At 70.6% G+C, this 26259-nt stretch carries 22 protein-coding genes, 2 pseudogenes and 1 riboswitch; of the genes and pseudogenes, 14 read left to right on the top strand and 10 right to left on the bottom strand.

The features are described from left to right. Window positions 1-80 precede the first annotated feature (80 nt). The 3 genes from ACFY0T_RS22815 to ACFY0T_RS22805 all read left to right on the top strand — a co-directional run bounded on the left by ACFY0T_RS22815 (window position 81) and on the right by ACFY0T_RS22805 (window position 2895). Window positions 81-554: a bifunctional nuclease family protein gene (locus ACFY0T_RS22815; protein WP_006123076.1), complete on the top strand. Its 474-nt coding sequence runs from the start codon at window positions 81-83 to the stop codon at window positions 552-554. 220 nt (window positions 555-774) lie between these two features. Next, window positions 775-1425: a MerR family transcriptional regulator gene (locus ACFY0T_RS22810; protein ID WP_388873392.1), complete on the top strand. Its 651-nt coding sequence runs from the start codon at window positions 775-777 to the stop codon at window positions 1423-1425. Window positions 1426-1494: 69 nt separating this feature from the next. After that, entirely contained in the window at window positions 1495-2895 is a 1401-nt protein-coding gene (locus tag ACFY0T_RS22805; RefSeq protein ID WP_388873389.1) for a DNA polymerase IV, read from the top strand. A gap of 136 nt (window positions 2896-3031) precedes the next feature. Here the strand turns inward: ACFY0T_RS22805 and ACFY0T_RS22800 are convergent, their stop codons facing one another. Further along, on the bottom strand, window positions 3032-3403 hold the full coding sequence (locus ACFY0T_RS22800; protein WP_388873386.1) for a PRC-barrel domain-containing protein: 372 nt from the start codon (window positions 3401-3403) through the stop codon (window positions 3032-3034). Window positions 3404-3517: 114 nt separating this feature from the next. Next, window positions 3518-3613, top strand: a riboswitch (glycine riboswitch). Between the two features lie 177 nt (window positions 3614-3790). Between ACFY0T_RS22800 and gcvP the strand changes: the two genes are divergently transcribed. Further along, entirely contained in the window at window positions 3791-6676 is a 2886-nt protein-coding gene (gene gcvP / locus ACFY0T_RS22795) for an aminomethyl-transferring glycine dehydrogenase (RefSeq protein ID WP_388873383.1), read from the top strand. Window positions 6677-6810: 134 nt separating this feature from the next. Here the strand turns inward: gcvP and ACFY0T_RS22790 are convergent, their stop codons facing one another. Continuing rightward, a complete protein-coding gene (locus tag ACFY0T_RS22790; RefSeq protein WP_388873380.1) occupies window positions 6811-7002 on the bottom strand; it encodes a DUF5999 family protein in 192 nt (63 codons plus the stop codon). A 381-nt stretch (window positions 7003-7383) separates the two neighbouring features. Further along, entirely contained in the window at window positions 7384-7968 is a 585-nt protein-coding gene (locus ACFY0T_RS22785) for a hypothetical protein (RefSeq protein ID WP_388873377.1), read from the bottom strand. 541 nt (window positions 7969-8509) lie between these two features. On the opposite strand from ACFY0T_RS22785, the gene ACFY0T_RS22780 reads away from it, so the two are divergent. Beyond that, window positions 8510-10027, top strand: a complete 1518-nt coding sequence (locus ACFY0T_RS22780; RefSeq protein ID WP_388873374.1) for a glutamate--cysteine ligase — start codon at window positions 8510-8512, stop codon at window positions 10025-10027. A gap of 170 nt (window positions 10028-10197) precedes the next feature. On the opposite strand, the gene ACFY0T_RS22775 is transcribed toward ACFY0T_RS22780, so the two are convergent. Then, window positions 10198-11967, bottom strand: a complete 1770-nt coding sequence (locus ACFY0T_RS22775) for a substrate-binding and VWA domain-containing protein (RefSeq protein WP_388873372.1) — start codon at window positions 11965-11967, stop codon at window positions 10198-10200. 184 nt (window positions 11968-12151) lie between these two features. Here ACFY0T_RS22775 and ACFY0T_RS22770 point away from each other — a divergent pair, with 184 nt between their 5' ends. After that, a complete protein-coding gene (locus ACFY0T_RS22770; protein WP_388873369.1) occupies window positions 12152-12952 on the top strand; it encodes a CPBP family intramembrane glutamic endopeptidase in 801 nt (266 codons plus the stop codon). A 160-nt stretch (window positions 12953-13112) separates the two neighbouring features. On the opposite strand, the gene ACFY0T_RS22765 is transcribed toward ACFY0T_RS22770, so the two are convergent. The 3 genes from ACFY0T_RS22765 to ACFY0T_RS22755 all read right to left on the bottom strand — a co-directional run bounded on the left by ACFY0T_RS22765 (window position 13113) and on the right by ACFY0T_RS22755 (window position 15456). After that, the gene (locus ACFY0T_RS22765) at window positions 13113-13922 is read right to left on the bottom strand and encodes a PhzF family phenazine biosynthesis protein (RefSeq protein ID WP_388873366.1); all 810 of its coding nucleotides are present in this window, start codon (window positions 13920-13922) and stop codon (window positions 13113-13115) included. Window positions 13923-14249: 327 nt separating this feature from the next. Beyond that, window positions 14250-14954 carry a CBS domain-containing protein gene (locus ACFY0T_RS22760; protein WP_388873363.1) on the bottom strand — a complete coding sequence of 235 codons (705 nt, stop codon included), beginning with the start codon at window positions 14952-14954 and terminating at the stop codon, window positions 14250-14252. A gap of 37 nt (window positions 14955-14991) precedes the next feature. After that, window positions 14992-15456 carry a Crp/Fnr family transcriptional regulator gene (locus ACFY0T_RS22755; protein ID WP_388873360.1) on the bottom strand — a complete coding sequence of 155 codons (465 nt, stop codon included), beginning with the start codon at window positions 15454-15456 and terminating at the stop codon, window positions 14992-14994. Window positions 15457-15858: 402 nt separating this feature from the next. Between ACFY0T_RS22755 and ACFY0T_RS22750 the strand changes: the two are divergent. Together ACFY0T_RS22750 and ACFY0T_RS22745 are read left to right on the top strand one after the other, a co-directional pair. Then, window positions 15859-16312 (top strand): annotated as a pseudogene (locus ACFY0T_RS22750) (CBS domain-containing protein); the annotation flags it as partial. A 16-nt stretch (window positions 16313-16328) separates the two neighbouring features. Further along, on the top strand, window positions 16329-16874 hold the full coding sequence (locus tag ACFY0T_RS22745) for a flavodoxin domain-containing protein (protein ID WP_388873357.1): 546 nt from the start codon (window positions 16329-16331) through the stop codon (window positions 16872-16874). A gap of 95 nt (window positions 16875-16969) precedes the next feature. Here the strand turns inward: ACFY0T_RS22745 and ACFY0T_RS22740 are convergent, their stop codons facing one another. Beyond that, the gene (locus tag ACFY0T_RS22740) at window positions 16970-17434 is read right to left on the bottom strand and encodes a universal stress protein (protein WP_388873354.1); all 465 of its coding nucleotides are present in this window, start codon (window positions 17432-17434) and stop codon (window positions 16970-16972) included. Between the two features lie 216 nt (window positions 17435-17650). Between ACFY0T_RS22740 and ACFY0T_RS22735 the strand changes: the two genes are divergently transcribed. The 4 genes from ACFY0T_RS22735 (at window position 17651) to ACFY0T_RS22720 (ending at window position 20433) form a co-directional block, all read left to right on the top strand. Next, entirely contained in the window at window positions 17651-18325 is a 675-nt protein-coding gene (locus ACFY0T_RS22735) for a helix-turn-helix domain-containing protein (RefSeq protein WP_388873350.1), read from the top strand. A gap of 205 nt (window positions 18326-18530) precedes the next feature. After that, complete coding sequence (locus ACFY0T_RS22730) at window positions 18531-19259, top strand: CBS domain-containing protein (protein WP_388873347.1); 729 nt, start codon at window positions 18531-18533, stop codon at window positions 19257-19259. 63 nt (window positions 19260-19322) lie between these two features. Further along, a complete protein-coding gene (locus ACFY0T_RS22725; RefSeq protein WP_388873345.1) occupies window positions 19323-19916 on the top strand; it encodes a hypothetical protein in 594 nt (197 codons plus the stop codon). A 103-nt stretch (window positions 19917-20019) separates the two neighbouring features. Further along, entirely contained in the window at window positions 20020-20433 is a 414-nt protein-coding gene (locus ACFY0T_RS22720) for an Hsp20/alpha crystallin family protein (protein WP_388873342.1), read from the top strand. Window positions 20434-20718: 285 nt separating this feature from the next. Here ACFY0T_RS22720 and ACFY0T_RS22715 read toward each other — a convergent pair whose 3' ends face one another. Further along, window positions 20719-21339, bottom strand: a complete 621-nt coding sequence (locus ACFY0T_RS22715; RefSeq protein ID WP_388873460.1) for a CBS domain-containing protein — start codon at window positions 21337-21339, stop codon at window positions 20719-20721. A gap of 281 nt (window positions 21340-21620) precedes the next feature. Further along, window positions 21621-21922: pseudogene (locus tag ACFY0T_RS22710) on the bottom strand (oxidoreductase); the annotation flags it as partial. Between the two features lie 1012 nt (window positions 21923-22934). Here ACFY0T_RS22710 and ACFY0T_RS22705 point away from each other — a divergent pair. Both ACFY0T_RS22705 and ACFY0T_RS22700 read left to right on the top strand, forming a co-directional pair. Then, window positions 22935-23810 (top strand): universal stress protein, encoded by an 876-nt coding sequence (locus ACFY0T_RS22705; protein WP_388873457.1) that lies wholly within the window; start codon window positions 22935-22937, stop codon window positions 23808-23810. A gap of 47 nt (window positions 23811-23857) precedes the next feature. Beyond that, on the top strand, window positions 23858-26227 hold the full coding sequence (locus ACFY0T_RS22700; protein ID WP_388873339.1) for a glycoside hydrolase family 65 protein: 2370 nt from the start codon (window positions 23858-23860) through the stop codon (window positions 26225-26227). Window positions 26228-26259: the final 32 nt, after the last annotated feature.

Genomic DNA, 26259 nt, shown 5'->3' with positions numbered 1-26259 from the left:
GCGCCCGCCCACGCTGTGGATCGTCCACCCGTTCTCGGCCCGACTACCCAAACGTCCCGGGCACGGCCTAGGGTTGCTGTGTGAACGAGCTCGATGTCGTAGGTGTCCGGGTCGAAATGCCCTCCAACCAACCGATCGTGCTTCTGCGTGAAGTGGGAGGCGACCGCTACCTCCCCATCTGGATCGGACCGGGGGAGGCGACGGCGATCGCCTTCGCCCAGCAGGGCATGGCCCCCGCACGACCGCTGACCCACGACCTGTTCAAGGACGTGCTGGAGGCCGTCGGCCAGGAGCTCACCGAAGTGCGCATCACGGACCTTCGTGAGGGCGTCTTCTACGCGGAGCTGGTGTTCGCCAGCGGGGTCGAGGTGAGTGCGCGTCCGTCCGACGCCATAGCGCTGGCCCTGCGTACCGGGACGCCGATCTACGGCAGCGACGGAGTGCTCGACGACGCCGGCATCGCGATCCCGGACGAGCAGGAGGACGAGGTGGAGAAGTTCCGCGAGTTCCTCGACCAGATCTCGCCCGAGGACTTCGGCACCAACAGCCAGTGACGCACAGGAGCGTCGGAGCACGCTCAGGGCGGCAATTGCCCGCGGCCAGTGTGGTGTGCCGCGGTCCGCGCCGAGAGCATTCGGCTAGCCTTTCCCCGCGGTGGGGCACGGGAAACCACTCTTAGGGTGATTATCACTCGGCGTGCCGAGTGTGGCGATCGTTGACGCACCCCTGGTGACTGCCTACCGTCGAGAGGGCAGGTCAAGGACGGAGGTCGGCGTGAGAAGCAGCGGCGACGGTACGGCTGGGGGTGCCCCCGGACGCGGTCTGGGGGAGAGCGGCCCGTACCCGCTTCACGGCAGCGCGGCCGATCACATTCCGCGGCGGCCGACGGCAGTGCCGGGCGAGCGAGTGCCTGGCGAGGGAGGGGCGGTTTCCGAGGAGATCGGCTACCGCGGTCCCACGGCGTGCGCGGCCGCGGGCATCACGTACCGGCAGCTCGACTACTGGGCGAGAACCGGTCTGGTCGAGCCGAGTGTGCGGCCCGCCTACGGGTCGGGGACGCAGCGCCTCTACAGCTTCCGGGACGTGGTCGTCCTGAAGATCGTCAAGCGGTTCCTCGACACCGGGGTCTCGCTGCAGAACATCCGCACCACTGTCCAGCACCTCAGGGAGCGTGGCTTCCGGGACCTGGAGCGGATGACGCTGATGAGTGACGGCGCGACGGTCTACGAGTGCACGTCCCCCGACGACGTCCACGCGCTGCTCCAGGGTGGCCAGGGGGTCTTCGGGATCGCCGTGGGCGTGGTGTGGCGGGACGTCGAGAGCGCCCTCTCGCAGCTGCACGGAGAGCGCGTGGACACCGGCGAGACGCTCGTCGGACACAACCCCACGGACGAGCTGGCGCGGCGGCGCAACCGCGCGGTCTGAAGCGCGAGGTCTGACGTGATGCCCCGGGGTGCCGGGGCATTGTCAGTGGCGTAGGGCAGCATCGGAGATGTGAGAACCGCGCCCACGATCCTGCATCTCGACATGGATGCCTTCTTCGCCTCGGCGGAGCAGGCAGCCAAGCCGAGCCTGCGCGGGAAGGCCGTCGTCGTGGGCGGGCTCGGACCCCGCGGAGTCGTCGCCACCGCCTCGTACGAGGCACGCGTCTTCGGAGTGCACTCGGCGATGCCCATGGCCCAGGCGCGCCGGCTCGCGCCGAACGCCGCGTATCTCGTGCCGCGCTTCGGGCTCTACCGGGAGGTCAGCGACCAGGTGATGGGGCTGCTGCGGGCCCTGTCGCCGCTGGTGGAGCCGTTGAGCCTGGACGAGGCCTTCGTGGACCTGGAGGCGGGTGGGACGGCCTGGGACGAGTCTTCGGCGCGGCTGGCAGGGGTGAAGCTGCGCGCGGAGATCCGGGCCGTCACGGGCCTTACGGGGTCGGTGGGGCTCGCCGCCTCCAAGATGCTCGCGAAGATCGCCTCGGAGCAGGCCAAGCCCGACGGCCTCGTGCTGATAGAGCCGGGGACCGAGCGCGCTCTGCTGGGGCCGCTGTCGGTGCGGACGCTGCCGGGTGTGGGGCCCGCGACCGGGGACCATCTGCGGCGGGCCGGGATCACCACGGTCGAGGAGCTCGCCGAGGCGGGCGAGGACGAGCTCGTACGGCTGCTGGGGAAGGCCCACGGGCACGCGCTGTACGCGATGGCGCTCGCGCACGACGAGCGGCCCGTGGTGGCCGAGCGGGAGACCAAGTCGGTGTCGGTCGAGGACACGTACGACGTGGACATCCATGACCGGGTGCGGGTCGGTATGGAGGTGCAGCGGCTCGCCGACCGATGCGTGCGGCGGCTGCGCGGGGCCGGGCTGTCGGGGCGGACCATCGTCCTGAAGGTGCGCAGATACGACTTCTCGACGCTGACCCGGTCCGAGACGCTGCGCGGGCCCACGGACGACCCCACGGTCGTACGAGAGGCCGCCGCGCGACTCCTGGAGGCTGTGGACACGACCGGTGGCGTACGACTGCTGGGGGTCGGTGTGTCCGGGCTCGCCGACTACACGCAGGAGGACCTGTTCGCACAGGCGCAGGCACAGGCCGCGGCGGAGCAGCCGGCGGCTCAGGAGCACTCCGCGGACGAGACGTCGGAGGAGTCCGCCGAGGAGCATGTGCCGCCCGCCGAGCGGCGCTGGCCTGCGGGGCACGACGTGCGGCACTCCGAGTACGGGCACGGGTGGGTGCAGGGCAGCGGCCTCGGACGGGTCACCGTGCGGTTCGAGACGCCCTACTCCGAGCCCGGGCGCGTACGGACGTTCCGGATCGATGATCCCGAGCTGGAGCCGGCGGATCCGCTGCCGTTGGTGCCGCGAAGACCCGGGGATGTGCCAGGCGTGTCCGCCGGCGCGTCCGGGAGGGCATAAGCCATTTCGCCGTGACCGCTGAGGCCGGTTCGGCACTGCAAGCCGTCTGTGGCTGGTCGCGCCCACGCGGCGAAGGCGCATGATGGCAGAGCCCCGCGCCCCTGAAGGGACGCGGGGCGGAGCCCAAGGTGTTGCGTCAAGCCTCGTCCGTTCCTGCCAAGTGGCCGAAGTCGCGGTCCGGTGGTGGGGGAGGGGGTCCCACGTCGAGGCCGTAGTGGTGGTAGAGCTGGAGTTCCTGTTCCGGGGAGAGGTGGCGTCCGACGCCGAAGTCGGGGGCGTCCTTGATCAGGGCCCGGTCGAAGGGGATACGCAGGGTGCCCTCGACGAGTTCGCTGGGCTCCAGGGGCACGAAGGCGTCCCTGCTGAACAGGCCAGTGCGTATGGCCGCCCACTCCGGGACCCCGGTCGCGTCGTCGAGGTAGACCTCGTCGATCGTGCCGATCTTGATGCCATTGCGGTCGAACGCCTTGCGGCCGATCAGGTTGCGCGGATCGATGTCGGTCTGCACGGTCCCTCCACTTGGTCGCAACTCATCCGTAAGCACTACAAAAGAGCACATTCAGGAAGGCGGCCACTCGAAGACTCGGGTCTAGTCCTCGCTGGTAGGCTGGCAGGCGGCTGCTGACCCCGTGCGGGAGAGTCCTCCAGACTTCATCGGAGGCGCCGAAGGAGCAAATCCTCCCCGGAATCTCTCAGGCTCACGTACCGCACGGACGAGGTCACTCTGGAAAGCAGGGCGGGTGTCGACGGCTTCCGCTCTCACCGACGGTGAAAACCGGGTCGTCCCTGGACGGGCCGGTGAAACTCTCAGGTTGAGATGACAGAGGGGGAGGCCGTCGGGGTACCCGTGCCGGGGTGCCCCTCGAAGGTCGCGTCAGACCAGGAGGCCTCCGCAATGACCGCCCATCGCATTCCGCTCTCCGAGCTCGAACAGGGAATCCCCTTCGAGCAGCGCCACATCGGGCCCGACTCCGAGGCACGGGCCAAGATGCTCGCGCAGGTCGGTTACGGCTCGCTCGACGAGCTGACGGCCGCCGCGGTGCCGGACGTGATCAAGAACGCCGAGGCGCTGAAGCTGCCGGGCGCGCGCACCGAGGCCGAGGTACTGGCCGAGCTGCGTTCCCTCGCGGACCGCAACCAGGTGCTCGACTCGATGATCGGCCTCGGTTACTACGGCACCTTCACGCCGCCGGTGATCCTGCGCAATGTCATGGAGAACCCGGCCTGGTACACCGCGTACACGCCGTACCAGCCGGAGATCTCGCAGGGCCGCCTCGAGGCGCTGCTGAACTTCCAGACCGTGGTCGCCGAGCTGACCGGGCTGCCGACCTCTGGCGCTTCGCTGCTCGACGAGGGCACCGCCGCCGCCGAGGCCATGGCGCTGTCCCGGCGCATGGGCAAGAACAAGAAGGGCCTCTTCCTGGTCGACGCGGACGCGCTGCCGCAGACCATCGCCGTCATCGAGACCCGCGCCGAGCCGACCGGTGTCGAGGTCGTCGTCGGCGATCTGAGCGAGGGCATCCCGGCCGACATCGCCGCGCGCGAGATCAACGGCGTACTGATCCAGTACCCGGGCGCCTCCGGTGCCGTACGGGACATCAAGCCGCTCATCGAGCAGGCGCACGAGCTGGGCGCGGTCGTCACCGTCGCCGCCGATCTGCTCGCCCTGACCCTGCTCACCTCGCCGGGTGCGCTGGACGCGGACATCGCGGTCGGTACGACGCAGCGCTTCGGTGTGCCGATGGGCTTCGGCGGGCCGCACGCCGGATACATGGCGGTGCGCGAGAAGTTCGCGCGCAGCCTGCCCGGTCGCCTCGTCGGCGTGTCCGTCGACGCGGACGGGCACAAGGCGTACCGCCTCGCCCTGCAGACGCGTGAGCAGCACATCCGCCGCGAGAAGGCGACCAGCAACATCTGTACGGCTCAGGTGCTGCTCGCCGTGATGGCCGGCATGTACGCCGTGTACCACGGTCCCGAGGGCCTGAAGACCATCGCGCGGCGTACGCATCGCTACGCCACGATCCTCGCCGCGGGTCTGACGGCGGGCGGGGTCGAGGTCGTGCACGGCGCGTACTTCGACACGCTGACCGTGCGGGTCCCGGGCCGGGCCGCCGAGGCCGTGGCGGCCGCGCGCGAGGGCGGGGTCAATCTGCACCTCCTCGACGCCGACCACGTGTCGATCTCCTGCGACGAGACCACCACGCGCAAGCAGCTGGGCGCCGTGTGGACCGCTTTCGGTGTCGAGGGCGACGTCGAGGCGCTGGACACGTCGGCTGAGGACACGCTGCCTGCCGCGCTGCTGCGCAGCGACGACTACCTCACGCACCCGGTCTTCCACCAGCACCGCTCCGAGACCGCGATGCTGCGCTACCTGCGCAAGCTGGCCGACCGCGACTACGCGCTCGACCGCGGCATGATCCCGCTGGGCTCCTGCACGATGAAGCTCAACGCGACCACGGAGATGGAGCCGGTCACCTGGCCCGAGTTCGGTCAGCTGCACCCCTTCGCGCCCGCCGAGCAGGCTGAGGGCTACCTCACGCTCATCCGTGAGCTGGAGGAGCGGCTCGCCGAGGTCACCGGGTACGACAACGTGTCGCTGCAGCCCAACGCCGGTTCGCAGGGCGAGCTGGCCGGTCTGCTCGCCGTACGCGGCTACCACCGCGCCAATGGCGACGAGCAGCGCACCGTCTGCCTCATCCCGTCCTCCGCGCACGGCACGAACGCCGCGAGCGCCGTGATGGCCGGCATGAAGGTCGTGGTCGTGAAGACCGCGGACGACGGCGAGATCGACGTCGAGGACCTGCGGGCCAAGATCGAGCAGTACCGCGACGAGCTGGCGGTGCTGATGATCACGTACCCCTCGACGCACGGGGTGTTCGAGGAGCACGTCGCCGACATCTGCGCGCAGGTGCACGAGGCGGGCGGCCAGGTCTATGTCGACGGCGCTAACCTGAACGCGCTGGTGGGCCTCGCCAAGCCGGGCCACTTCGGCGGTGACGTCTCGCACCTCAACCTGCACAAGACGTTCTGCATCCCGCACGGCGGCGGCGGTCCGGGCGTCGGCCCGGTCGGCGTGCGCGCGCACCTGGCGCCGTACCTGCCGAACCACCCGCTGCAGCCTGCCGCCGGTCCCGAGACCGGAGTCGGCCCCATCTCGGCCGCTCCGTGGGGCTCCGCGGGCATCCTGCCGATCTCGTGGGCGTACGTCCGGCTCATGGGCGGCGAGGGCCTCAAGCGCGCCACGCAGGTGGCGGTGCTGTCGGCGAACTACATCGCCAAGCGTCTGGAGCCGCACTACCCGGTGCTCTACACCGGTCCGGGCGGGCTCGTCGCGCACGAGTGCATCATCGACCTGCGCCCGCTGACCAAGGCGACGGGTGTCACCGTCGACGACATCGCCAAGCGTCTGATCGACTACGGCTTCCACGCGCCGACGATGTCGTTCCCGGTGGCCGGCACGCTGATGATCGAGCCGACCGAGTCCGAGGACCTGGGCGAGCTCGACCGGTTCTGCGACGCGATGATCACGATCCGCACGGAGATCGAGAAGGTCGGCTCGGGCGAGTGGGCGGCGGACGACAACCCGCTGCGGAACGCGCCGCACACCGCGGCCGCGCTCGGCGGGGACTGGGAGCACGCGTACACCCGTGAGGAGGCCGTCTTCCCGGCCGGCGTCTCGACCGCGGACAAGTACTGGCCGCCGGTGCGCCGCATCGACCAGGCGTACGGCGACCGGAACCTGGTCTGCTCCTGCCCGCCGCTGGACGCCTACGAGGACTGATCAGCGCTCGGGACGTGAACGCCTACGGGGAGTAATCACCCTCGGACACGCGTCGGGGCCGGTTCGGAGAGTACGTCTCCGGGCCGGCCCCTCGTATGTCTGGGCGGCTTTTCAGGGCCGCCCTGTTGTGTGGCTCAGGCGGCCGTCATCAACGGGCGGTGCGGGTCGATGATCTTGCCGTCCGGCAGGAGCTCACCGGTGTCCTCGAAGAGCAGAACGCCGTTGCACAGCAGGCTCCATCCCTGCTCCGGGTGGTGCGCCACGAGACGGGCGGACTCCCGGTCGGCTGATTCGGCTGACGGACACGGTGGCTGGTGCTGGCACATGGATGGGATCTTTCGCTGGGTTGAGAGGTGAGTGATGGCTGTGGTTTCTGTCCCGCGGCTCGATGTGTTCATGGCCGCCCCCCGTTTGGTGTGTGGTCTGGAACCCAGTGTTGCCCTACGGGCGTCATTCCGCAGGGATTTAGCGGCACCGCTTCTCACAGGTTGATGACGCATCACTCGTGCGGACGGTTCAGTCCAACTGCACTGTCCCTTCGGGTGGTTCGAGGTGGCCGAATGGGGCTAGTCCGGTGGGGCTGAGGTGCGCGTTTCCCTCGTACGAGCGCGCTACGGCCCTGATGAGCGGTCTGCTGTCGCGGGCTCAGACAGCGACGTGCCCCGCGGCCGAATGGGTGGCGGCGGGGCACAGAGGCTGGGCGTGCGCTACGCGGGTGAGCTGAGCAGCGGGGCGGGCGTGACCCGGTGGGTGAGGACCGGCAGCAGTTCGGCGACGCGGTGCGGGCGGTGGGCGGCGATGCCGGGCGGGGCGGGCGCCAACGGGACCAGGAGGTCGGTGGCGGCCGGGTGGCCGGCGGCGCCGTCCGCGGCGCAGTCGCCGTGCAGCCAGAGCGTGAGCATGTAGAGCTCGGGCACGGACAGCAGGCGGGCCTGGTACGACTGCTGCATGCTCTCCGCCTGGCGCATCGCGCGTTCGGTGGCGGTGATGTACGGGCCCTCGAAGAAGCGTGAGAAGGCCCAGCCGTCGGGGGTGAGCATGGTGTCGGCCGCGGCCACCGCGCGGTCGGCGCAGCGGATCAGAAAACGCCACCCGGCGAGCCGGGTGGCGGAGGCGCCCGCGGGAGTGATCCGTTCCAGGACGTGTACGGGCAACGGGAGTTCGGGTGTGACGGGTCCCTGGGCCATACGCAGGGACGGAGTGCGGGCCTCGCGGACAGCGGTGGGGGAACCGAGTGCCGTGAGGACGGTGCGCAGGGCGGGCGCGGGAGCCGGGGGTACGTGCAGCGGCATGGTGGGTCGCCTCTCATTCGACAGGCACGGTGGCGCGAGGGCGGGGGCGGACGACGCTGTCAGCTCTCGGGGTCAGAGGGGCGAGGGGTCAGGATCTGCCGACAGGGTGTGGCCTGCCGTACGTCACCTTGACGACAGGACCAAGACCGCGAGCGCCAACTCTCTGCCTCGTTTGCGGAGTTTATACGACACGTGTTCAGATGATGTTTCGTCTAGCCGTCGTGAATATGAAGAGCAAGGCGGTATTCGGTCGACGAAACGCGAGGTTCATCCCGGTTCTGTGCGGATGCGACGCGATGACCTCGGAATGCTTCGCCGGAGCGGTCGGCCGATTCTCGTCGGCGTTTTTCACGAGATCATGTCGGACGGTAACTTGCGTATTGCACCATGCCCGGTGAATGTGCCCGGGGCCCGAATCCAGCGTAGCGGTCGGCGGGTTCGTGCGGGGCGTTATCGATCGCGTTGCCTGGGCATCATCCCCCGTGACCCGGGACGCCAGGGGCCGGAGCATGGGCCTGCCCATCCGAGGAGGGACACTTCGATGGGGGAGAAGGTCGTGGCAGGGCCGTTCGACCTGTCCGATCGCCAGCGCTACCGCGGCAAGCTCCGGCAGTGTCTGACGGGACTCGAGCGGCTGCTGGAGGAGAAGCGGTTCGATCGTCCGAAGAATCTCATGGGGCTGGAGATCGAGTTGAATCTCGCAGGACCCGACGGCATGCCCCGGATGATGAATGCGCAAGTGCTCGAAAGGATTGCAAGCCGCGATTTTCAAACAGAACTCGCCATGTTCAACCTGGAAGTCAACATAGCCCCCCACCGATTGGGCGGCCGGGTATTCGACCGGCTCGCAGAGGAGTTGCGCACCTCGCTCGCGTACGCCCATCGGAAAGCGAGCGAAGTCGACGCCGGAATCGTGATGATCGGCATTCTGCCGACGCTCGGCCAGGGCGACCTGGTCTCCTCGAACCTGTCGGACGTCGACCGCTACACCCTGCTCAACGACCAGATCGTGGCCGCCCGCGGCGAGGACTTCGCCCTGGACATCGAGGGCGTGGAGCGCCTCGTCTGTACGTCGGGATCCATCGCGCCCGAAGCCGCCTGCACCTCCGTGCAGTTGCACCTCCAGGTCACCCCGGGCCGGTTCGCGGACGTGTGGAACGCGGCGCAGGCGGTGGCCGCCGCGCAGGTCGCGGTGGGTGCCAACTCGCCGTTCCTGTTCGGTCATGAGCTGTGGCGCGAGTCGCGGCCCCCGCTGTTCCAGCAGTCCACCGACACCCGGCCGCCCGAGCTGCAGGCGCAAGGAGTCAGACCGCGCACCTGGTTCGGCGAACGGTGGATCTCGTCGGCGTACGACCTCTTCGAGGAGAACCTGCGCTTCTTCCCGCCCCTGCTGCCCATCTGCGACGACGAGGAGCCGCTGGCCGTCCTCGGCGGCGGAGGCATCCCCAAGCTCGCCGAACTCGTGCTGCACAACGGCACGGTGTACCGGTGGAACCGGCCGGTGTACGGCATCGCCGACGGCGTCCCGCATCTGCGCGTCGAGAACCGGGTGTTGCCCGCGGGCCCCACCGTCACCGACGTCATCGCCAACGCGGCCTTCTACTACGGGCTCGTCCGCGCCCTCGCCGAGGAGGCGCGGCCCGTGTGGACGCGGCTGTCCTTCGAGTCCGCCGCCGCCAACTTCGACGCCGCCTGCCGCCATGGCATCGACGCCCGCCTGGAGTGGCCGCGGCGCGGCCGGTACGGCGGGACCATGCGGGTGGATGCCGTGAACCTGGTCCGCGACGAACTGCTGCCGCTCGCCGCCGCAGGGCTGGACGCGTGGGGGGTCGAGCCCGCCGACCGGGACCTCTACCTGGGCGTGATCGAGGACCGGTGCCGACTGCGCGTCAACGGCGCGACCTGGCAGGCGGCCACCTTCCACCGGGCCATGGAGAAGGGGCTCGGGCGGGATGCCGCGCTGGCAGCGACGACGAGGCGGTACGGCGAGTTGATGCACCTCGGGGAGCCCGTGCACACCTGGCCGGTGGGGCTGCCGGAGCCGGTGCCGTTGGGGTGAACGTGGACCGTTGCGCGTGGGTGCCTAACGGGTTTTCGCCCCCTCCGCCCCTACCCGACCCGTATCTGCCGCCCCCAGAGCCCCGCTTGTCGCGCTTCGCGCGCGTCCTCAAACTCCCCCAAGTTCTCGGCTTCGCTCGAACAGGGGGGACCCCCATGACGGGCTGATCCTCAGCTCTGGCTGCCTGCTTGCACGATGGCCTTGAGGATCACCGAGTGGATCTGGGAAGGGTCGTTGACCTGGTGGCCCGAGCCGCCGGTCGCCTTGGCGATCTGCTCGACCTCCTCCTTGTCGGCGTCCGGGCCCACCGCGATCGCGATCAGCGGCACCGGGCGCTCTGGGTCGGTGAGCTTCTGCAGCTGGGCGACGAGACTGGAGCGCGAGATGCTGCCGGGGTCCTGGTTGACACCGTCGGTGAGGAGGACCAGCGCGTTGAACTTCCCCTTCGCATAGGAGGAGATGGCCGCCCTGTACGCGGCCAACATGGTGTCGTACAGGCCGGTCGCACCGCCGGGCACGGGCTCCAGGGCGCTGAAGGCCGCCGACAGCTTGTCCCGCTGGGTGCTGGTGCCCGTGCCCTCGCGGTCGCCGAGCCGCTCGGTCGGCACGAGCACGCGGTAGTCCTTGTCGCCGTCGAGCTTCGTGGAGAACTTCCACAGTCCGATCTCGTCCTCGGGTGTGAAGGTGGCGAGGGCCTGCAGCAGGGACGCCTTGGTGACGTCCATCCGGGACTGCCCGGTGTCCGGCACCGGCTCGGACATGGAGGAGGAGGCGTCGACGACTGTGGTGATGCGGGCGCTCTGCACCGTGATCGTCCACATGCCGAGGGCTTCCTGGAGTGCCTTCGCCGACGCGGGTTCGGCCGTGGCCTGCGCGTACGGCTGCGGGGAGCTGCCGCCGGCCTCGGTGACCAGCGTGTCCGAGGGGTTCTCGTCGTCCGTGCGGAAGCCGTGCCTCTCCAGGATCCGCTGGGGCTCCGACTCGCCCAGCAGCGTCATGAACCGCAGGGCGGCGCGACTCTGGTCGGTGCTCAGCCGCGGCTCGTCGACCAGCGTGAACGGGTAGTCGAGCTGGGGTGATCCGTCCTTGGGGTAGAAGAGGTCGAGCCCGTCGCCGCTGTCGGCCGCGGAGTTGTGCGTGAACGCCGCCTGTTCGGAGAGGATCAGCGCCTGGTTGCGCTTCGGGTTGCTCTGCTCGGTGCCGGAGGAGTCGCGGGGGAGTGTGTCCAGGACCTGGCTGTCGCTGTCGGATGTGCGCTGCGAGAGGGCCTTCGCCAAGGCGGCCGCCTGGGTGTCGCCGCCCTTGGTCTGCGCTGCGGCGGTGCTGAGCTGCGTCAGCGCGAGTAGACCGGTCGCGCTGCGCGTCGGGTCGGCCGCGCCGAGCTTCAGCCGGTCGCTCGTCATCGTCGCGCCGGCCAACTCGGTCCAGGTGTACGTCTTCTTGGGCCATCCCAAAAACTTCGCGGCCGACGGGACCATCGCGACGCCGACGGGCGAGTACGCGATGTTGCCCGCGTTGGTCACCTCGGTCGCGGCGCTGTCCGCGGTGACGCGCTGCACCCACACGTCGGAGTCCGGTACCCACACCTGGACGTCGGTGTTCTTGCCCGACCGCAGCGCGTCGGTGACCTTGTACGACTCGCGCGCGGTCACGCTGACGTCGAGGCAGCGGCCGTCGGAGGTGATGTTGTGCTTGCGGGCGTGGTCGGCGGTGGCCCTGAGGGCGGGCGCCACGTCCGGCGACGCGGCGACCTTGAGGCGCACGGCGTCGTCCTGGCAGGAGGCACCGAAGGAGAGCAGGCCACCGCGGACCGCGGCCGCCGTGCCCGCCGCGACCGTCAGTACGAGCACCGTCGCGATGGCCACGTTGCGACGGCGCGCGCGGGGACGGGGGTCGGTGGCGCCCGCCCCGTACTCGTCGGGCAAGCTGTGACGTCCCATGACGTGGTGCCCCTCCCTGCTGAGCCTCGAGCCGTGAGACAGCCGTAAGACAGACAAAGGGGAGGTACGCCCCGTACGGCGGCGGTCCCCCAACGGCCTGTCGCGCACGATCTTCGTAACTTCTTTCGAGACCCTAGCGGGGCGAAGATGGGGATGAGGCGGGATTACTCAACTGGAGGCGGGAGTGCAGGTGGAGGCGGGGTCGGTGGCCGATTCTTTTCCGAAGGAGCGGCTGTCACGACGGATTCTGCGGGACGAGACGCTGCTCGTCCTGGGTCTCTCGCTCGGTGCGAGCGGGGTGTCCGCGCTGATCAGCTTTGTCGGATCGGTCACCAAGCCGGGGGGTCTCAAGGACCAGGCGGCCACCCTCAACGCCTCGGCCGCGCCCGGCCGCCCCTGGCTTGATCTCGCCTGGCAGTTGTTCGGCATCGCGTCCGCTCTGGTGCCGGTTCTGCTGGTCGCGCACTTCCTGCTGAGGGAGGGTGAGGGGCTGCGCGTGATCGGTTTCGACCGCACGCGGCCTTGGCCGGACCTCGGGCGCGGGGCGGCGATCGCGGCGGTGATCGGCAGCACGGGCATTGCCTTCTATCTGGCGGCCCGCGGGCTCGGCTTCAACCTCACCGTGGTGCCGGAGGCGCTGCCCGGCGTGTGGTGGAAGTACCCGGTGCTGATCATGTTGGCCGTGCAGAACGCCGTGCTGGAGGAGGTCATCGTCGTCGGGTATCTCCTGCGCCGGCTCGGCCAGTTGGGCTGGACGCCGGGCACCGCCCTGATGGCGAGCTCGGTGCTGCGCGGCTCGTACCACCTCTACCAGGGCATCGGCGGGTTCGTCGGCAACATGGTGATGGGCGTGGTCTTCGTCCTCCTCTACCGGCGTTGGGGGCGGGTCGGGCCGCTCGTGGTCGCGCACTCGCTGCTCGACATCGGGGCGTTCGTGGGGTACGCGCTGCTGGCGGGGAAGGTGGGGTGGCTGCCGACGGCGTGAGCGGTGCGGGCCGGTGCGGTGGGGCGGGGGCAGCTTCTGAAGGGGCGTACGAGATGGTCGTACGCCCCTTCTGTGCTGCTACGCGAGCGGGCTGCTGCGTGACGTACTGCTACCTGAGCAGTGCTGCTGCGCGAGCTGTGCTGCTGCGCGAGCCGTGCAGTTACGCGAGCAGCTCGCCGTCGATGACCGTGACCGCGCGGCCCGTGAGGAGGGTGCGGTCGCCGCGCAGCTCGGTGCGGACAAGGCCGGAGCGCGGGGAGGCCTGTAGGCCGGTGAGGTCGGAGCGGCCGAGGCGCTCGGACCAGTAGGGGGCGAGGGCCGTGTGGGCGCTGCCGGTGACCGGGTCCTCGTCGATGCCGACGTTCGGGAAGAAGCAGCGGGAGACGAAGTCGTAGCCCCGGGAGGGGTCTTCTGCGCGGGCGGTCGCGATGATGCCGCGCTCGGAGTAGCGCGCGAGGGCCTTGTGGTCCGGGGCGAGCCCCAGGACCGTCTTCTCGTCCGCGACTTCGATCACCAGGTCGCCGATGTTCGGACCGGTGTCGAAGGCTGCGCGCGGCTCGGCGCCCAGTGCCTCGGCGACGCCGTCCGGGACCTCGACCGGGGTGAGCGGCGCGGTCGGGAAGTCCAGCGTGATCGAACCGTCCGCGTGGGGTGTGGCGATGAGGACGCCGCTGAGGGTGGCGAACCGTACGGGCCCCTGGTGGGCGCCCGTGGTGTGCAGGACGTGCGCGGTCGCCAGCGTCGCGTGCCCGCACATCGCGACCTCGGTGGCGGGGGTGAACCAGCGCAGCGCCCAGTCGGCCTCGCCGCCCTCGGGGAGGCGGTGGGCGAACGCCGTTTCGGCGTGGTTGACCTCGACGGCCACGTTCTGGAGCCAGGCGTCGTCCGGGAAGGCGTCGAGGAGGAGGACCCCGGCCGGGTTGCCGGCGAAGGGACGGTCGGTGAAGGCATCGACGATTCGAATCCGCATGGCCCGACGCTAGCCGCCGCGCCGAGCCGCTGCACAAGGCCAATTCCGGTGAGCTGGACCGGTTACCGCCTCACTCGACCCGGCTGTCCTTCGTCAGCGGCCGGACCTGGCTCCGACTCGACCTGGCTGTCTTTCGTCAGCGGCCGGACCAGGGTCTCGACGGCGACGGGGCGTCGGGGGTGACCAGGGCGAGCATCGCGTCCCGCACGACGTCGAGCGACCTTGTGCACATCCTGCTCGCCGGCGACTTGCGCAGGTCCTGCTTGCTGGCGAATGGCGCTCGCCCAGTCGTCTACGGCGTGGCCGACGCCTCAGGACGTGTGTCGACTAGAGCGGCGTGATGCTCCTGGCGGTTTCCGACGGTGCCTCCGTTGTCGCTCGTGCGTCGGTGTGGCCCTCCAGCTCGAAATCCACGTCCACGACGCCCTCGACCGCGCGGATCAGGCGGGCGGCGACGGGAACCAGGGACGTGTCCCGGATGCGGCCGACTAGCTTCACGACTCCGTCGTTCACCTCGACCCGTACGAGCGATGCCGGCGTGGGGAAGAGGTAGGCCACGAGTTCGCGCCGGACCTCCTCGGCGATCTCCTCGTCGTTCCGCAGGAACACCTTGAGCAGATCCGCCCTGCTGACGATGCCCTCCAGCATGCCCACCTCGTCGACCACGGGAAGCCGCTTGACCTTGGAGTGCGCCATGGTCCGTGCGGCTTGGGCGAGCGTGGCGTTCGCACGGGTGGTGAGGGCCGGAGACGTCATGAGTTCCCCCGCGGTCACCGCGCCGGCCTTCGCCAGGTCGGACAGCCGCCGCAGCTGCGTGTACCGGTCGGGGCCGCCGTCGTGGAACTCCTCCTTGGCCAGGAGGTCGGCCTCGGAGACGACGCCGACGACGCGGCCCTTGCCCTCGAGGACCGGCAGGGCGCTGACCCTCCAGTCCTGCATCATCCGCACGATCTCCTTGAAGGTGGCCCCGCGGCCGACGGCGGCGACCGTATGGGTCATGACATCGCTGACGATGTGCGGGGTGCCGTGCATGGTGACTCCTTCGTCGCTTCGGCTTGCCCGGACCTGCTCAGACGACGCTGCCGGCACCGTACGGGGCGTACAGGTCCAGAAGCCGGGTCCTGGTGGAACGGAGACGGTGGGCGAGTACGTCGCCGACCCACTGGGCGACGGCCTGACCCAGGGCCTGGTCCTCCTGGCACATCGCACGGACGGTCGCGGCGTCGAACTCGTACGCCCGGACCGGAGTCGTGGTCTCGGCGCCCAGATGCCAGACGTGCGGTGCGAACAGCCAGGACCAGCCGACGAGTTCGTTGTGCCCGAGGGTCTGGATGACCGCCGCGCGACGGCCGGGCACGTGCATGTCGAGATCGATCGTGCCGGTGCGGATGATCCAGAACCGGTCGGCGCGGGCCCCCTCCTTGAAGAGCCGTGTGCCTTGCGGGAAGGACACTTCCCGGGCGGTGCGCATCAGCCGCTGCCAGTGCTCGGCGGGCAGCGCGCGCAGCATGCTGGGCGTGGGGGTGGGAATCATGGCGTGCCTCCCGGTGGGGCGTACGAACTCCAAGGCCAGCGTCTGCCCGCGCCCCACGGGAGACCATGGGCCACCCGGCCCAATGATCAGGCCACTCGGCTCCGTCGCGGAGACCTCCGGCACCCCGTGCCGACGCCCGTCCCGCTGTTCCATGAAGGCGTGAAACGACCCCGGACAGAAGGGGGTGAGCACCGTGGGTCAGCCGCCCACCGCCACGCGTGCACACGAGTCGCTCGGCACGCTCGAGCGGCCCCTGGCGCACTGCTGAGGCGTCGGAACAGGCGGTACTTGACCGAGGAGACCCGTGATGACGGACGATGCGCTGAGCCCAGCCCGGTCCACGCCCTGCTCGCGGACGGCACCACCGTGTGCATCCGTCCTGTGGCACCGGGCGAAAACGAGATGACCGAGCCGCCCGTCACCGTGCACGCGGGCGAGACCATCGCCGAAGCCGCCCGGACGATGGCGCAGCGGCGCGTGGAGCGACTGCCCGTGCAGCGACTGCCCGTGCTGGACGTGTCGGACCGGTTCGTCGGCATCGTCACGCGGCGCGATCTGCTCCAGGTCTTCCTGCGGCCCGACGCGGACATCCGCGCCGGAGTGATCGAGGAGGTGCTGGTGCGCACGCCGTGGCTGGTGCCTCGGACCATCGACGTCTCCGTGGTGGAGGGCGGTCACTTGTCCGGCCCCATGGAGCGCAAGAGCGAGACGGAGATCGCCGTCTCCATGACCCAGCAGATCGACGGCGTGGTCGCTGTGGTCGACGAGACTCACCTACCGGCTCGACGACTCCCGCCTGCGGCCCGACGAGCAGGCGCTGCACGGAGTCGCCGACGACTGGCTGCGCAAGCTGTGAAGGGAGGCGGACAGCCATGCACGGCAGCGTGCTGGTCGCTTACGGAACGACCAACGGATCCACGGCACGGATAGCCGAGGTCATCGCCGACGTCCTTCGCAAGGACGGGCTCACGGTCGAGGCGCGCCCGGCCGGGTCGGTGACGAGCGTGACGTCGTACGACGCCGTGGTGGTCGGAGGCGGACTGTACGCCGGGCGCTGGCAGAAGGACGCCCGCCGCTTCGTCCGCCGCCACCGTGCGGGACTGGGGCGGCGCCCGCTGTGGTTGTTCAGCAGCGGCCCGCTCGACGCCTCGGCCTCCGAGCGGGACATCCCGCCCGTACCCGGTGTGCGGCGGGCCATGACGCGGCTCGACGCCAGGGAACACGTCACCTTCGGCGGCTGCCTCGATGAGGGCGCGAAGGGGCGTGTCGCCCGGATGATCCTCCGCTCCGGGAAGGGCGGGGACTTCCGGGACTTCACGGCGATCGAGGAGTGGGCGGCCCGCATCGCCGGAGACCTCGAAGACCTCGAAGACCTCGGACTTGGAGACCTCGGAGAGGGACGGCAAGGGACGGCGTGACGACCGTCGGGGTCCCGGTGCCGCCGGGACCCCGGTCCCGCGATCACCCTCGTCAAACGCGGCCGACCACGGACTACCGAACTACGAAGACACGACTACGACGGCACAACGGTGACGGGGCACTTGGCATGCCGCAGCAGCTTCTGTACGACGCTGCTCGGCTCGCTGCGGGACCGCCGACCGACCACGACGAGTCCGGCGTGGGCGGAGTCGCGGATCAGGGCCTGGGCCGGGGTGAACAGGACGACGTCTTCGAGCACCTCCACCTCCGGGTATTTCCCGCGCCACGGCCGCAGCACGTCGGAGAGGAGCTGCACCTCGTGGTCCTCCCAGGTGGCGCGGTCCTCCTCCGGTATGCCGAAGGGGAAGTCCGCGGCCCTGGGGGGAAGCGCCCACGCGTGCAGCACATGGAGCCGCGCACCCCGTATCCGTGCGGTGTCGAAGGCGAAGTCGATCGCCGCTTCCGCCGGGTCGTGGGCGTCGACACCGAGCGTGACCCCGTCGTACGCGGTACGGCGGCTCCCCGACGGGGCCCTCTCGGCAACGATCACTTCTTCCATGACAGTCCGCCTTCCTGGCACAAGGGGGAGGCCCTTCCCGCCCACCACCGTGGCGCCCGTGTCCGAGCCTGCGCAGGGGCCGAACGGACCTGGGTGGAGGCATGAGGGCCCGGATTACCGAGCGGCGCCGATACCGGGCCCTCAAGGTGGTACTCGGCGGACAGCGGCACGAATTCGTCGCCCTTCGGGCGGCCCGACGAGAGGAAGTGACGGGCCATGGCCGCACAGGCACCGTCGAACGCGGTAGAAGGCCGCCCCGTGGGCAACCTCGGGCGCAGGATCGCCCTGCGGCGCGAGGAACTCGGCCTGTCGCGAGAGGAAACGGCCACTCGGGCGGGCATGGCTCCCGGCTACCTCCAGTACCTGGAGGAACGCCCCACCGCGGCACCCGGCATCGCCAGCCTCCTCAGACTGGCCGCCGCCCTCGAGACGACCGTGGTGGAGCTCACGGGCGGCGACGCCGATCTGCCGCCCGCGGTGGGACGGGCCGGCCGACACCCGAAGTTCACCGAACTGAGCACGAGGGAGTGCCGTGACCTGCTCTCGACGCACGGTGTGGGAAGAGTGGCGGTGCACACCGCCTCGGGGCCGGTCATCGTCCCCGTGAACTACACCGTCATCGAGGAAGCGATCGTCTTCAGGACCGACCCCCGCGCGACCCCCTCGCAGGCGTCCGGCTCGCAGGTGGCCTTCGAGGTCGACCGCATCGACGGAGCGTTCAGCCAGGGCTGGAGCGTCCTGGTGCGCGGACACGCCCACGCCGTGACAGATCCCGAAGCCCTCCGGCGACTGGAGGAACAGGCGTACAGCACACCTTGGGCGGGCGGACAGCGCGACCTCTGGATCCGCATCGATCCCCTCAGCATCACCGGGCGCCGCATCACCGTGTGACCGGGCCTCGCCCGGCTTCCGTGGTGACGGCGAAGCCCGGCGGCACCGGAGGGATGATCCCCGGCGGCACCCGAGGGATGATCCGCGGCCGCACCGGAAGGAGGTGCCCGGCCGTCCCGTCCGGTGGGCCGGTCGGCCCATCGCCCTCGGGCGGTCCATGAGTCACCCTGGAGGTGTCCCCGTCTCGGCACCACCGGAGGACACCATGCACCACCGCCCCCCGCACCTCGTGAGCGATGTGATGACCCGCAGAGTCGTCGCACTGGGCCGCACGGCGACGTACAAGGACATCGTCAAGGCCATGCGGCAGTGGAATGTCAGCGCCCTGCCGGTCCTGGAAGAGGAGAACCGGGTCATCGGCGTCGTCTCCGAGGCCGACCTGCTGCGCAAGCAGGAGTTCCGTGACGCCGACCCGGACGACCGCTACGCACGGTTGGAGCAGCTGGCCAACCTCGCCAAGGCCGGCACGGTGACCGCCGAGGAGCTGATGACCGCTCCGGCCGTCACCGTCACCGCGAACGCGACCCTTGGGCAGGCCGCCCGGACCATGGCCCGTGCCAAGGTCAAACGGCTGCCCGTCGTCAGCGACGAGGACACGCTGTTGGGCGTCGTCAGCCGCTCCGACCTGCTCAAGGTGTTCCTGCGGGACGACGAGGACATCGCGGAGGAAATCCGCCTGGAGATCGTCGCCCGTCTGTTCCCCGCTCCGCTGGAGCCGATCCGGGTGGAGGTGCGCGACGGTGTCGTAAAGGTCACCGGACGCGTCCGGGACACCACGCTCGTGCCCATCGTCACGCGGCTGGTGCGGGGCGTCGACGGTGTGGTGGACGTGGACTGCGCGCTGCTGGGGCCGCCCCGTCTTCCGAACCTCGACCCCGACCTTCCCGTGGACGACGTCACGCGGCCGCCTTGGGGAGCCGGAAGCATCACGTGACGCGTCCCTGTCCGCCGCCCCCCGAGAGCACGGCCCGCGGTCCGCGAAAGAAGGTGACGACCGATGGCGACAACGCGTCGTACAACGGGGTCGAGGGTGTGGCTGTGGCGGTGGCGGCGCAATCCGATCCGGCGCCGCAGCGACCGTCTGGAAGCCTGGATCGTGCTCGTCACCTGGCTGTTCGTCCTCGTGGCCGGTGTGCTCGCGGGCCTGGCGGCGGCGGGAGCGATGGAGGACGGACTCGCCGGGCGCCGCGCCCACTCGTACCCGGTACGGGCCGTGCTGGCCCAGGACGCGGCCAGGACCCCGCAGCCGGTGCCCGACTACAGCGACGGAAGCGTGTGGGCGAAGGTGCGCTGGACCGGCACCATGGGTGTCACACAGACCGGTCTGGCGAAGGTCGAGCCCGGCCTGAAGGCGGGCGCGCCGGTCACCGTGTGGACGGACCGCGCGGGCGAACTGGTCTCCAAGCCGGCCTCCGAGGCCCAGGCGCAGCTGGAGGCATCGATCGTCGGCGTGCTGGTCGGGCTGAGCGCCGGGGGAGGGGTGCTGGTCTGCGGACGGCTGGCGCGCGGGTGCCTGGACCGGCAGAGAATGGAGGCATGGGACCGGGAGTGGGAGCGCGTCGGTCCCCGGTGGCGGAGGACGATCGGCTGACAGAGCCGGTCGGGGTCTCCCGGGCCGCTCGGCCCCCGTGCGTCCCTGCTCCGGTGCGCAACGCTGCAACTGGCGAAGGAAGTGGCGAGCGAAGGAGGACACGATGACCGGCATGATCGAGCGGCTGCCGTCCTGGCCCGACCTGTTCGGCTGGGCGGAGTCGGGCTTCCCTGGAACGCACGCGATTCCCGGCACGCACGGTATCCGTATCGAGGAGCAGCTCACCGGCGAGACCTACCTGCTGCGGGCCGAACTTCCGGGCATCGACCCGTCCAAGGATGTCGAGATCAGTGTCACGGAAGGCGTTCTGACCCTACGGGCCGAGCGCAGTGAGGAGACCACGAAGAAGCACCACACCGAGTTCCGCTACGGCACCTTCAGCCGCTCCGTGCGGCTGCCGGCCGAGGCCGACGGCGACAAGGCGACGGCGGAGTACAAGGACGGTGTCCTGACCGTCACCGTTCCGCTGTCGGAGACGAAGGCGAGCACCCGGACCATTCCCGTGCGGCACGCCTGAGTGTTGGTGCGGCGGAGCCGCACATGGCGCGGCCGGAGGGCCTCCTCCGGCCGCGCCATGCGTGATGCCGCCGGTCACCCTCCGCGGCCGTCCCTACTGGGACCGCGTTCAGCAGATACGGGGCAGTTGCTCCCCGAGCGGCAAGTCCACGATCCGCCGTACGCCGACCGGCGTGCGGAGCGTCACCCGCCCCTGCGGCCCCTCGGAGGACACCTCGCCGAAGCCCACCGCGTGGCGCCCTTCGGGGACCGAGCGCTTGGTCGTGAGTGCCGCGCCCGCGGCCAGTCATCCCGCGTCGGCTCCCGACAGGTGGCAGTCCACGTCGACCACGCCCTCGACGCCCTGTACCAGGCGGACGGTCAGGGGGATCAGGGCGGTGTCCCGGATCTTCCCGGTGAGCGTGGCGACGCCTTCGGTGACCGTGACCTGGATGGGTTCGATCGGGGCCGGGGAGATGACGTCGACGATGTCGCGCCGGATCTCGTCGGCGATCTCGTCGTCCGGCCGCAGGAACACCTTGAGCAGGTCCGCACGGCTGACGACACCTTCGAGCATGCCCTCGTCATTGACCACCGGAAGCCGTTTGACCTTGCGCTGGGCCATGATGCGGGCGGCCTGGGCGAGGGTGCTGTCGGCGTGCACCGTGACGGCCGGCGCGCTCATCAGTTCCCCGGCGGTCACCGCGCCGGCCTTGGCCAGGTCGGACAGCCGGTGAAGCTGTGTGTACCGGTTCGGATCGTTGTCGCGGAACTCTTCCTTGGGCAGCAGGTCGGCCTCGGAGACGACGCCGATGACACGGCCCTCGCCCTCCAGGACCGGAAGGGCGCTGACCTTCCACTGGTCCATGAGCTTGACGATGTCCTTGAACGAGGCGTCGCGGCCGACGGCGACGACGGTGTGCGTCATCACGTCGCTCACGATGGACGGGTTGCTGGGCACGGTCTCCTCCTCGGGTTGTCAGGTGCGGTCGACGGTGAGGTCGAGGAAGTGGGCGGAGCACGAGAAGCGCGGATCGTGGTTGCGGATGGCCCGCTCGCACAACCGCGTCAGCTCTTCTCTTCGTCGCTCGCGTCGCGTCGGGCGATCGCCGCCTGGGCGGTCCGACGCAGGTCGTCCTCCACGGCGCCCTCGTGCTGTGCGCTGGGCGGTACGAGGCGGACGTCGGTGAGGGTGCCGTCGTCGGTGGATCACGACGGGGGCTCCTTCCCGAAGGCGGCGGCGTAGACGGTGCGCAGGAAGCGCTCGGTGTCGAGCTCGGCCATGCCGTCCCGGTGCAGCAGCGGGATCAGCGCGGGCAGGTCCACCGAGCCGACGGGCCGAAGCAGCCGTTGCCGCCACGCCCGTACGCCGGGCAGATCGCCCCGCATCCGGCGTGGGTGACCGGGCCGAGGCAGTGGGTGCCGTGGGCGACGGTGACGCAGACCGTGCCGCGGCGCTTGCAGGCGGAGCAGACGCTGTGGTTCGGGATGTCCGGCTTGCGGCCCGCCAGACGGCGGCCCGGCGACCGGGCCCATGCAGTACAAGCACCTCATGACAGGGTCGGCGTCGGCACGTCGTGGCAAGGGTCGGCACTGTGATGTCATCGCGAGACGGGAAGGGCCCCATCCGCTTCTCGCGGATCCTGATTGCGCGGTGCGCGGTCGTGGGCCGCTTCTCCGCGTCTGCACGGGTCCTTCCCGCCACTCACAGCACACCACGTCAGCGGGAGAACCACCAGGGCCGATCGGCCCCGGCCTCGATGTAACCGGCCTCGTGAAGCCGTCGGCTCCGCACCCGCAGGCCGACGTGGCCCTCACCGGGAGCGCCAGGCCGGCAGGGGCTCGCCCAGTTCGCCCATCACCGCGTCGGCCATGGCGCGCAGCACGTCGAGCGTGCGCTCGACCTCGGCCTCGGCCATGGCGCGCTCGCTCCTGGCACGTCCTCGCGGGGTCGGTCTGCGGCATCGGCGAGGTGACGCACGATGTCTTCCTCCACGCTCCACGCCACGGCATCCACCTGCGCCGCGACCGGCGCCGACAGACCGCCGCCACCGTGCCGTCGACACCCTCCACGGCGTACACAACGATTCGGCGCGGCAGGCGGTCGAGAGCGCGGGACAGCTCGACCGCCTCACCGAGCCCCAGTCCGTGGGAGCTGGTCTCGCCGGCCCGACCCGGCCACGGGCCCATCACGGCCAGTCGGTGGACGTGACCCGGGTGGGGCGGTTCGGCATGCGCGGCGTCGATGACGACGGCGAACTCCGCGTCCTCCCACAGGCCGAGCAGCCGGGCCGGATCACCGTCGCACGTATCCGGCACCGTGCCAGGCGGCAGGGGACGGTGCACCGACCGCTCCTCAAGGCGTGCGATCACGGCCCGGCCCACGCCGTCATCGTGCGGGGCATGGGCCGAACGTCCCCGATCAGGGCCGAACCGCCCCTCCTGCCGCCCGGCCGGGGGTGCGACGGTGACACTGATCCACAGCTGTATGACGTGGCAGCCCGGCAAAAGGCGGTGGAGACGATGGAATTCCCCCTGGTCGTGGGCGTCGACGGATCGGACTCCAGCCTCACGGCCGTGGACTGGGCCGTGGACGAAGCCGCCCGGCACGGTCTGCCGCTCCGGCTGGTGTACGCCTCCTTGTGGGAGCGCTACGAAGGCGCCACACCGTCGAGCAGCCTGGAACGCCCCTCCGAAAGGGTGATGGCGGAGCACTTCGTCGGCTCCGCGACGGAGCGGGCCCAGCGGCGCAACCCAGAGGTGAAGGTCTCCGCGGACGTACGGCCCGAGGACGCGGTGTCCGCTCTGCTGCGCGAAGGCCACCACGCCTCCGCCCTGGTGACCGGAGCCCGGGGGCGCGGTGAGATCACGGGGCTGCTCCTCGGCTCGGTGAGTCTGGCCGTGGCCGCCCGGGCCCACTGCCCGGTGATCGTGATCCGGGGTGACAAGGCGGGACTGGCCGGGATCCACGAGCGGATCCTGCTCGGCGCCGGGGACCCCGCGACGAGTGGCGAGGCGGTGCGGTTCGCCTTCCGCGAGGCCGAGGCACGCACGTGCGTGCTCGACGCCGTACGTGCCTGGCGCCGCCCCGCGCACGAGAGCACCGACCACCCGCTGCCGGCCGGGGAGCCGGCCGCCGCATACGAGCAGCGGGCGTCCGACCTGCTCGACACCTTGCTCCACGAGGCCACATCGGCGCACCCGAGTGTCCGGGTGCGCCGTGCCACAGTGGAAGGACCGGCCCGCACGGTGCTGCTCAAGCGCTCGGCCGCCGCCGACCTCGTCGTCATCGGTGCGCGGCCCAGGCAGGGAAACCACGGCCTCCAGCTCGGCAGGGTGGGCCACACGCTGCTGCATCATGCGGAGTGCCCGGTCGCGGTCGTGCCACAGCGGGCGTGATGCCTCGATTCGCCGACGGGAGGACTGCTGGTGGGAGGAGCACCGCCGTGACCGGCTGGACCTGGCAGTACGAGGGCTACGACCCCGCCGACGAACGCCTGAGGGAATCCCTGTGCACGCTGGGCAACGGCTACTTCGCGACCCGCGGGGCGCTTCCCGAATGCTCCGCGGACGACGTGCACTACCCGGGCAGCTATGCGGCCGGCTGCTACAACCGGCTCACCTCGGAGGTGGCCGGACGCCAGGTGGAGAACGAGGACATGGTCAACCTCCCGAACTGGCTGCCGCTGCGTTTCCGTCTCGCCGGGCAGCAGTGGCTGACGCCGGACACGGCGACCGTGCTCGACCACCGTCAGGTCCTGCACCTGGCCTCGGGCCTGCTGGAGCGCCGGACACGGTACGGGCTCGGCCAAGGGCGCGCGCTGTCCGTGCGCCAGCAGCGTCTCGTGCACATGGGCGACCCCCATCTGGCCGCCCTGCGCACCGAATTCACTGCCGGGGGTTTCGCCGACCATCTGGAGGCCGAGGCCGCGCTCGACGGAGGTGTCACCAATTCCGGCGTGCCGCGCTACCGCGACCTGGACGGCCGTCATCTGGTCCATGTGCACACCGGCACCGCCGCCCCGGACACGGTGTGGCTGCGCTGCCGCACCCGCACCTCCGACGTCCGGATCGGCCTGGCGGCCCGGCTGACCGCCGATGTGCCCGTCGACACCGATCACACGTCTCCTCGCGCCGTTCAGCAGGTGCGCCCGTTCCTGACTCCCGGCCGGACCGTCATCATCGACAAGACCGTCGCGCTGCACACCTCCCGCGACCCCGCGATCAGCGACCCGCTGCGTGCCGCGATCGACCGGGTGGGCGGGGCACCCGGCTTCGACGAACTGCTGGAGCGCCACCTCACGGCCTGGGACCTGCTCTGGCGCCGGGCCGGCCTCGACGTGTCCGGGGAGGCCGGCCGCGTGCTGCGGCTGCACCTCTTCCACGTGCTGCAGACGCTCTCGCCGCCCACCGCCGACCTCGACGTGGGGGTCCCCGCCCGGGGCCTGCACGGAGAGGCGTACCGCGGGCACGTCTTCTGGGACGAGCTGTTCGTGCTGCCCTACCTCAACCTGCACTTCCCCGAGGTGTCCCGCGCCCTGCTCCGCTACCGTCACCGGCGCCTGGACCGCGCCTGCGCCGCGGCGCGCGCGACCGGCCGGCGAGGGGCGCTGTTCCCGTGGCAGAGCGGCAGCGACGGGCGTGAGGAGACACAGGAACTGCACCTCAACCCGCGCTCCGGGCGCTGGCTGCCCGACCACTCCCGGCTCCAGCGGCACGTCGGCTCGGCCGTCGCGTACAACGTGTGGCAGTACTGCGAGGCCAGCGGCGACGCCGAGTTCCTGCACACCAAGGGCGCCGAGATGCTGCTGCAGATCGCCCGCTTCTGGGCGGACTCGGCGACCTACGACGAGACCCTCGGGCGGCACCGCATCCGCGGCGTGGTCGGCCCCGACGAGTACCACGACGCCTATCCCGACGCGAGCGAGCCCGGTCTCGACGACAACGCGTACACGAACGTCACCGCCGCGTGGGTGCTCGCCCGCACCCTGGAGGTGCTGCGCGCCCTCCCCGAACCCCGGCGGCGCGAACTGGTCGAGCGCACCGGGCTGGACGGCGGCGAACTCGAACAGTGGGAGGACGTGTCCCGCACGCTCCACGTGCCCTTCCACGACGACGTCATCAGCCAGTTCGACGGGTACGGCGACCTCGCCGAACTGGACTGGGACGGCTACCGGGACAGGTACGGCGACATCCGGCGCCTCGACCGGATCCTGGAGGCGGAGGGCGATACCGTCAACCGCTACCAGGCGTCCAAGCAGGCCGACGTGCTGATGCTGGGCTACCTCTTCTCACCGGCTGAACTCCAGGGCACCTTCGACAGATTGGGGCTGCCGCTCGACGACGACCTCTGGCGACGGACCGTCGACTACTACCTGCGGCGCACCAGCCACGGATCCACCCTCAGCGGACTCGTCCACGGCTGGGTGCTGGCCCGAGCCCGGCGCGCCGAGGCGTGGGCGTTCTGCCAGGAGGCCCTGCGGGGCGACATCGCCGATCTGCAGGGTGGCACCACGGGGGAAGGCATCCACCTCGGTGCCATGGCGGGCACACTCGACCTCGTCCAGCGGGGACTGACCGGGCTCGAGACCCGCGACGGAGCACTGTGGCTCGACCCCGTGCCGCTGCCTGAGCTGTCGTCGTACGGGTTCGCCCTCCGCTATCGGGGGCATTGGGGGGTACGGCTGCGGCTGGAGCGTCGGCGGCTGGAGATCGCGGTGCCCTCCTCCGACCGTTCGCCCATCGACATCCGGCTGCCGGACCGCGCGGTGTCCGTCGAGCCGGGGGAGACGTGCCGACTGCCGCTCCCGGACTGAGCGTTCACGCCGGGGCGACGGCGCGCGGGCAC

It is taken from the genome of Streptomyces sp. NPDC001530 (genome assembly GCF_042894545.1).
GTDB lineage: Bacteria > Actinomycetota > Actinomycetes > Streptomycetales > Streptomycetaceae > Streptomyces.
The sequence above is the reverse complement of the archived record's forward strand: the minus strand, read 5'-3'. Positions and strand labels throughout refer to the sequence as shown.

Bases quoted from the DNA above. Each gene is read 5' to 3' on its own strand.
- ACFY0T_RS22775 (WP_388873372.1), bottom strand. From the start codon at position 11,967: ATGGGACGTCACAGCTTGCCCGACGAGTACGGGGCGGGCGCCACCGAC.
- gcvP (WP_388873383.1), top strand. From the start codon at position 3,791: ATGACCGCCCATCGCATTCCGCTCTCCGAGCTCGAACAGGGAATCCCC.
- ACFY0T_RS22735 (WP_388873350.1), top strand. From the start codon at position 17,651: ATGGCCGCACAGGCACCGTCGAACGCGGTAGAAGGCCGCCCCGTGGGC.
- ACFY0T_RS22730 (WP_388873347.1), top strand. From the start codon at position 18,531: ATGCACCACCGCCCCCCGCACCTCGTGAGCGATGTGATGACCCGCAGA.
- ACFY0T_RS22725 (WP_388873345.1), top strand. From the start codon at position 19,323: ATGGCGACAACGCGTCGTACAACGGGGTCGAGGGTGTGGCTGTGGCGG.
- ACFY0T_RS22705 (WP_388873457.1), top strand. From the start codon at position 22,935: ATGGAATTCCCCCTGGTCGTGGGCGTCGACGGATCGGACTCCAGCCTC.
- ACFY0T_RS22745 (WP_388873357.1), top strand. From the start codon at position 16,329: ATGCACGGCAGCGTGCTGGTCGCTTACGGAACGACCAACGGATCCACG.
- ACFY0T_RS22765 (WP_388873366.1), bottom strand. From the start codon at position 13,922: ATGCGGATTCGAATCGTCGATGCCTTCACCGACCGTCCCTTCGCCGGC.
- ACFY0T_RS22760 (WP_388873363.1), bottom strand. From the start codon at position 14,954: ATGCACGGCACCCCGCACATCGTCAGCGATGTCATGACCCATACGGTC.
- ACFY0T_RS22715 (WP_388873460.1), bottom strand. From the start codon at position 21,339: ATGACGCACACCGTCGTCGCCGTCGGCCGCGACGCCTCGTTCAAGGAC.
- ACFY0T_RS22740 (WP_388873354.1), bottom strand. From the start codon at position 17,434: ATGGAAGAAGTGATCGTTGCCGAGAGGGCCCCGTCGGGGAGCCGCCGT.
- ACFY0T_RS22720 (WP_388873342.1), top strand. From the start codon at position 20,020: ATGACCGGCATGATCGAGCGGCTGCCGTCCTGGCCCGACCTGTTCGGC.
- ACFY0T_RS22755 (WP_388873360.1), bottom strand. From the start codon at position 15,456: ATGATTCCCACCCCCACGCCCAGCATGCTGCGCGCGCTGCCCGCCGAG.
- ACFY0T_RS22790 (WP_388873380.1), bottom strand. From the start codon at position 7,002: ATGTGCCAGCACCAGCCACCGTGTCCGTCAGCCGAATCAGCCGACCGG.
- ACFY0T_RS22785 (WP_388873377.1), bottom strand. From the start codon at position 7,968: ATGCCGCTGCACGTACCCCCGGCTCCCGCGCCCGCCCTGCGCACCGTC.
- ACFY0T_RS22780 (WP_388873374.1), top strand. From the start codon at position 8,510: ATGGGGGAGAAGGTCGTGGCAGGGCCGTTCGACCTGTCCGATCGCCAG.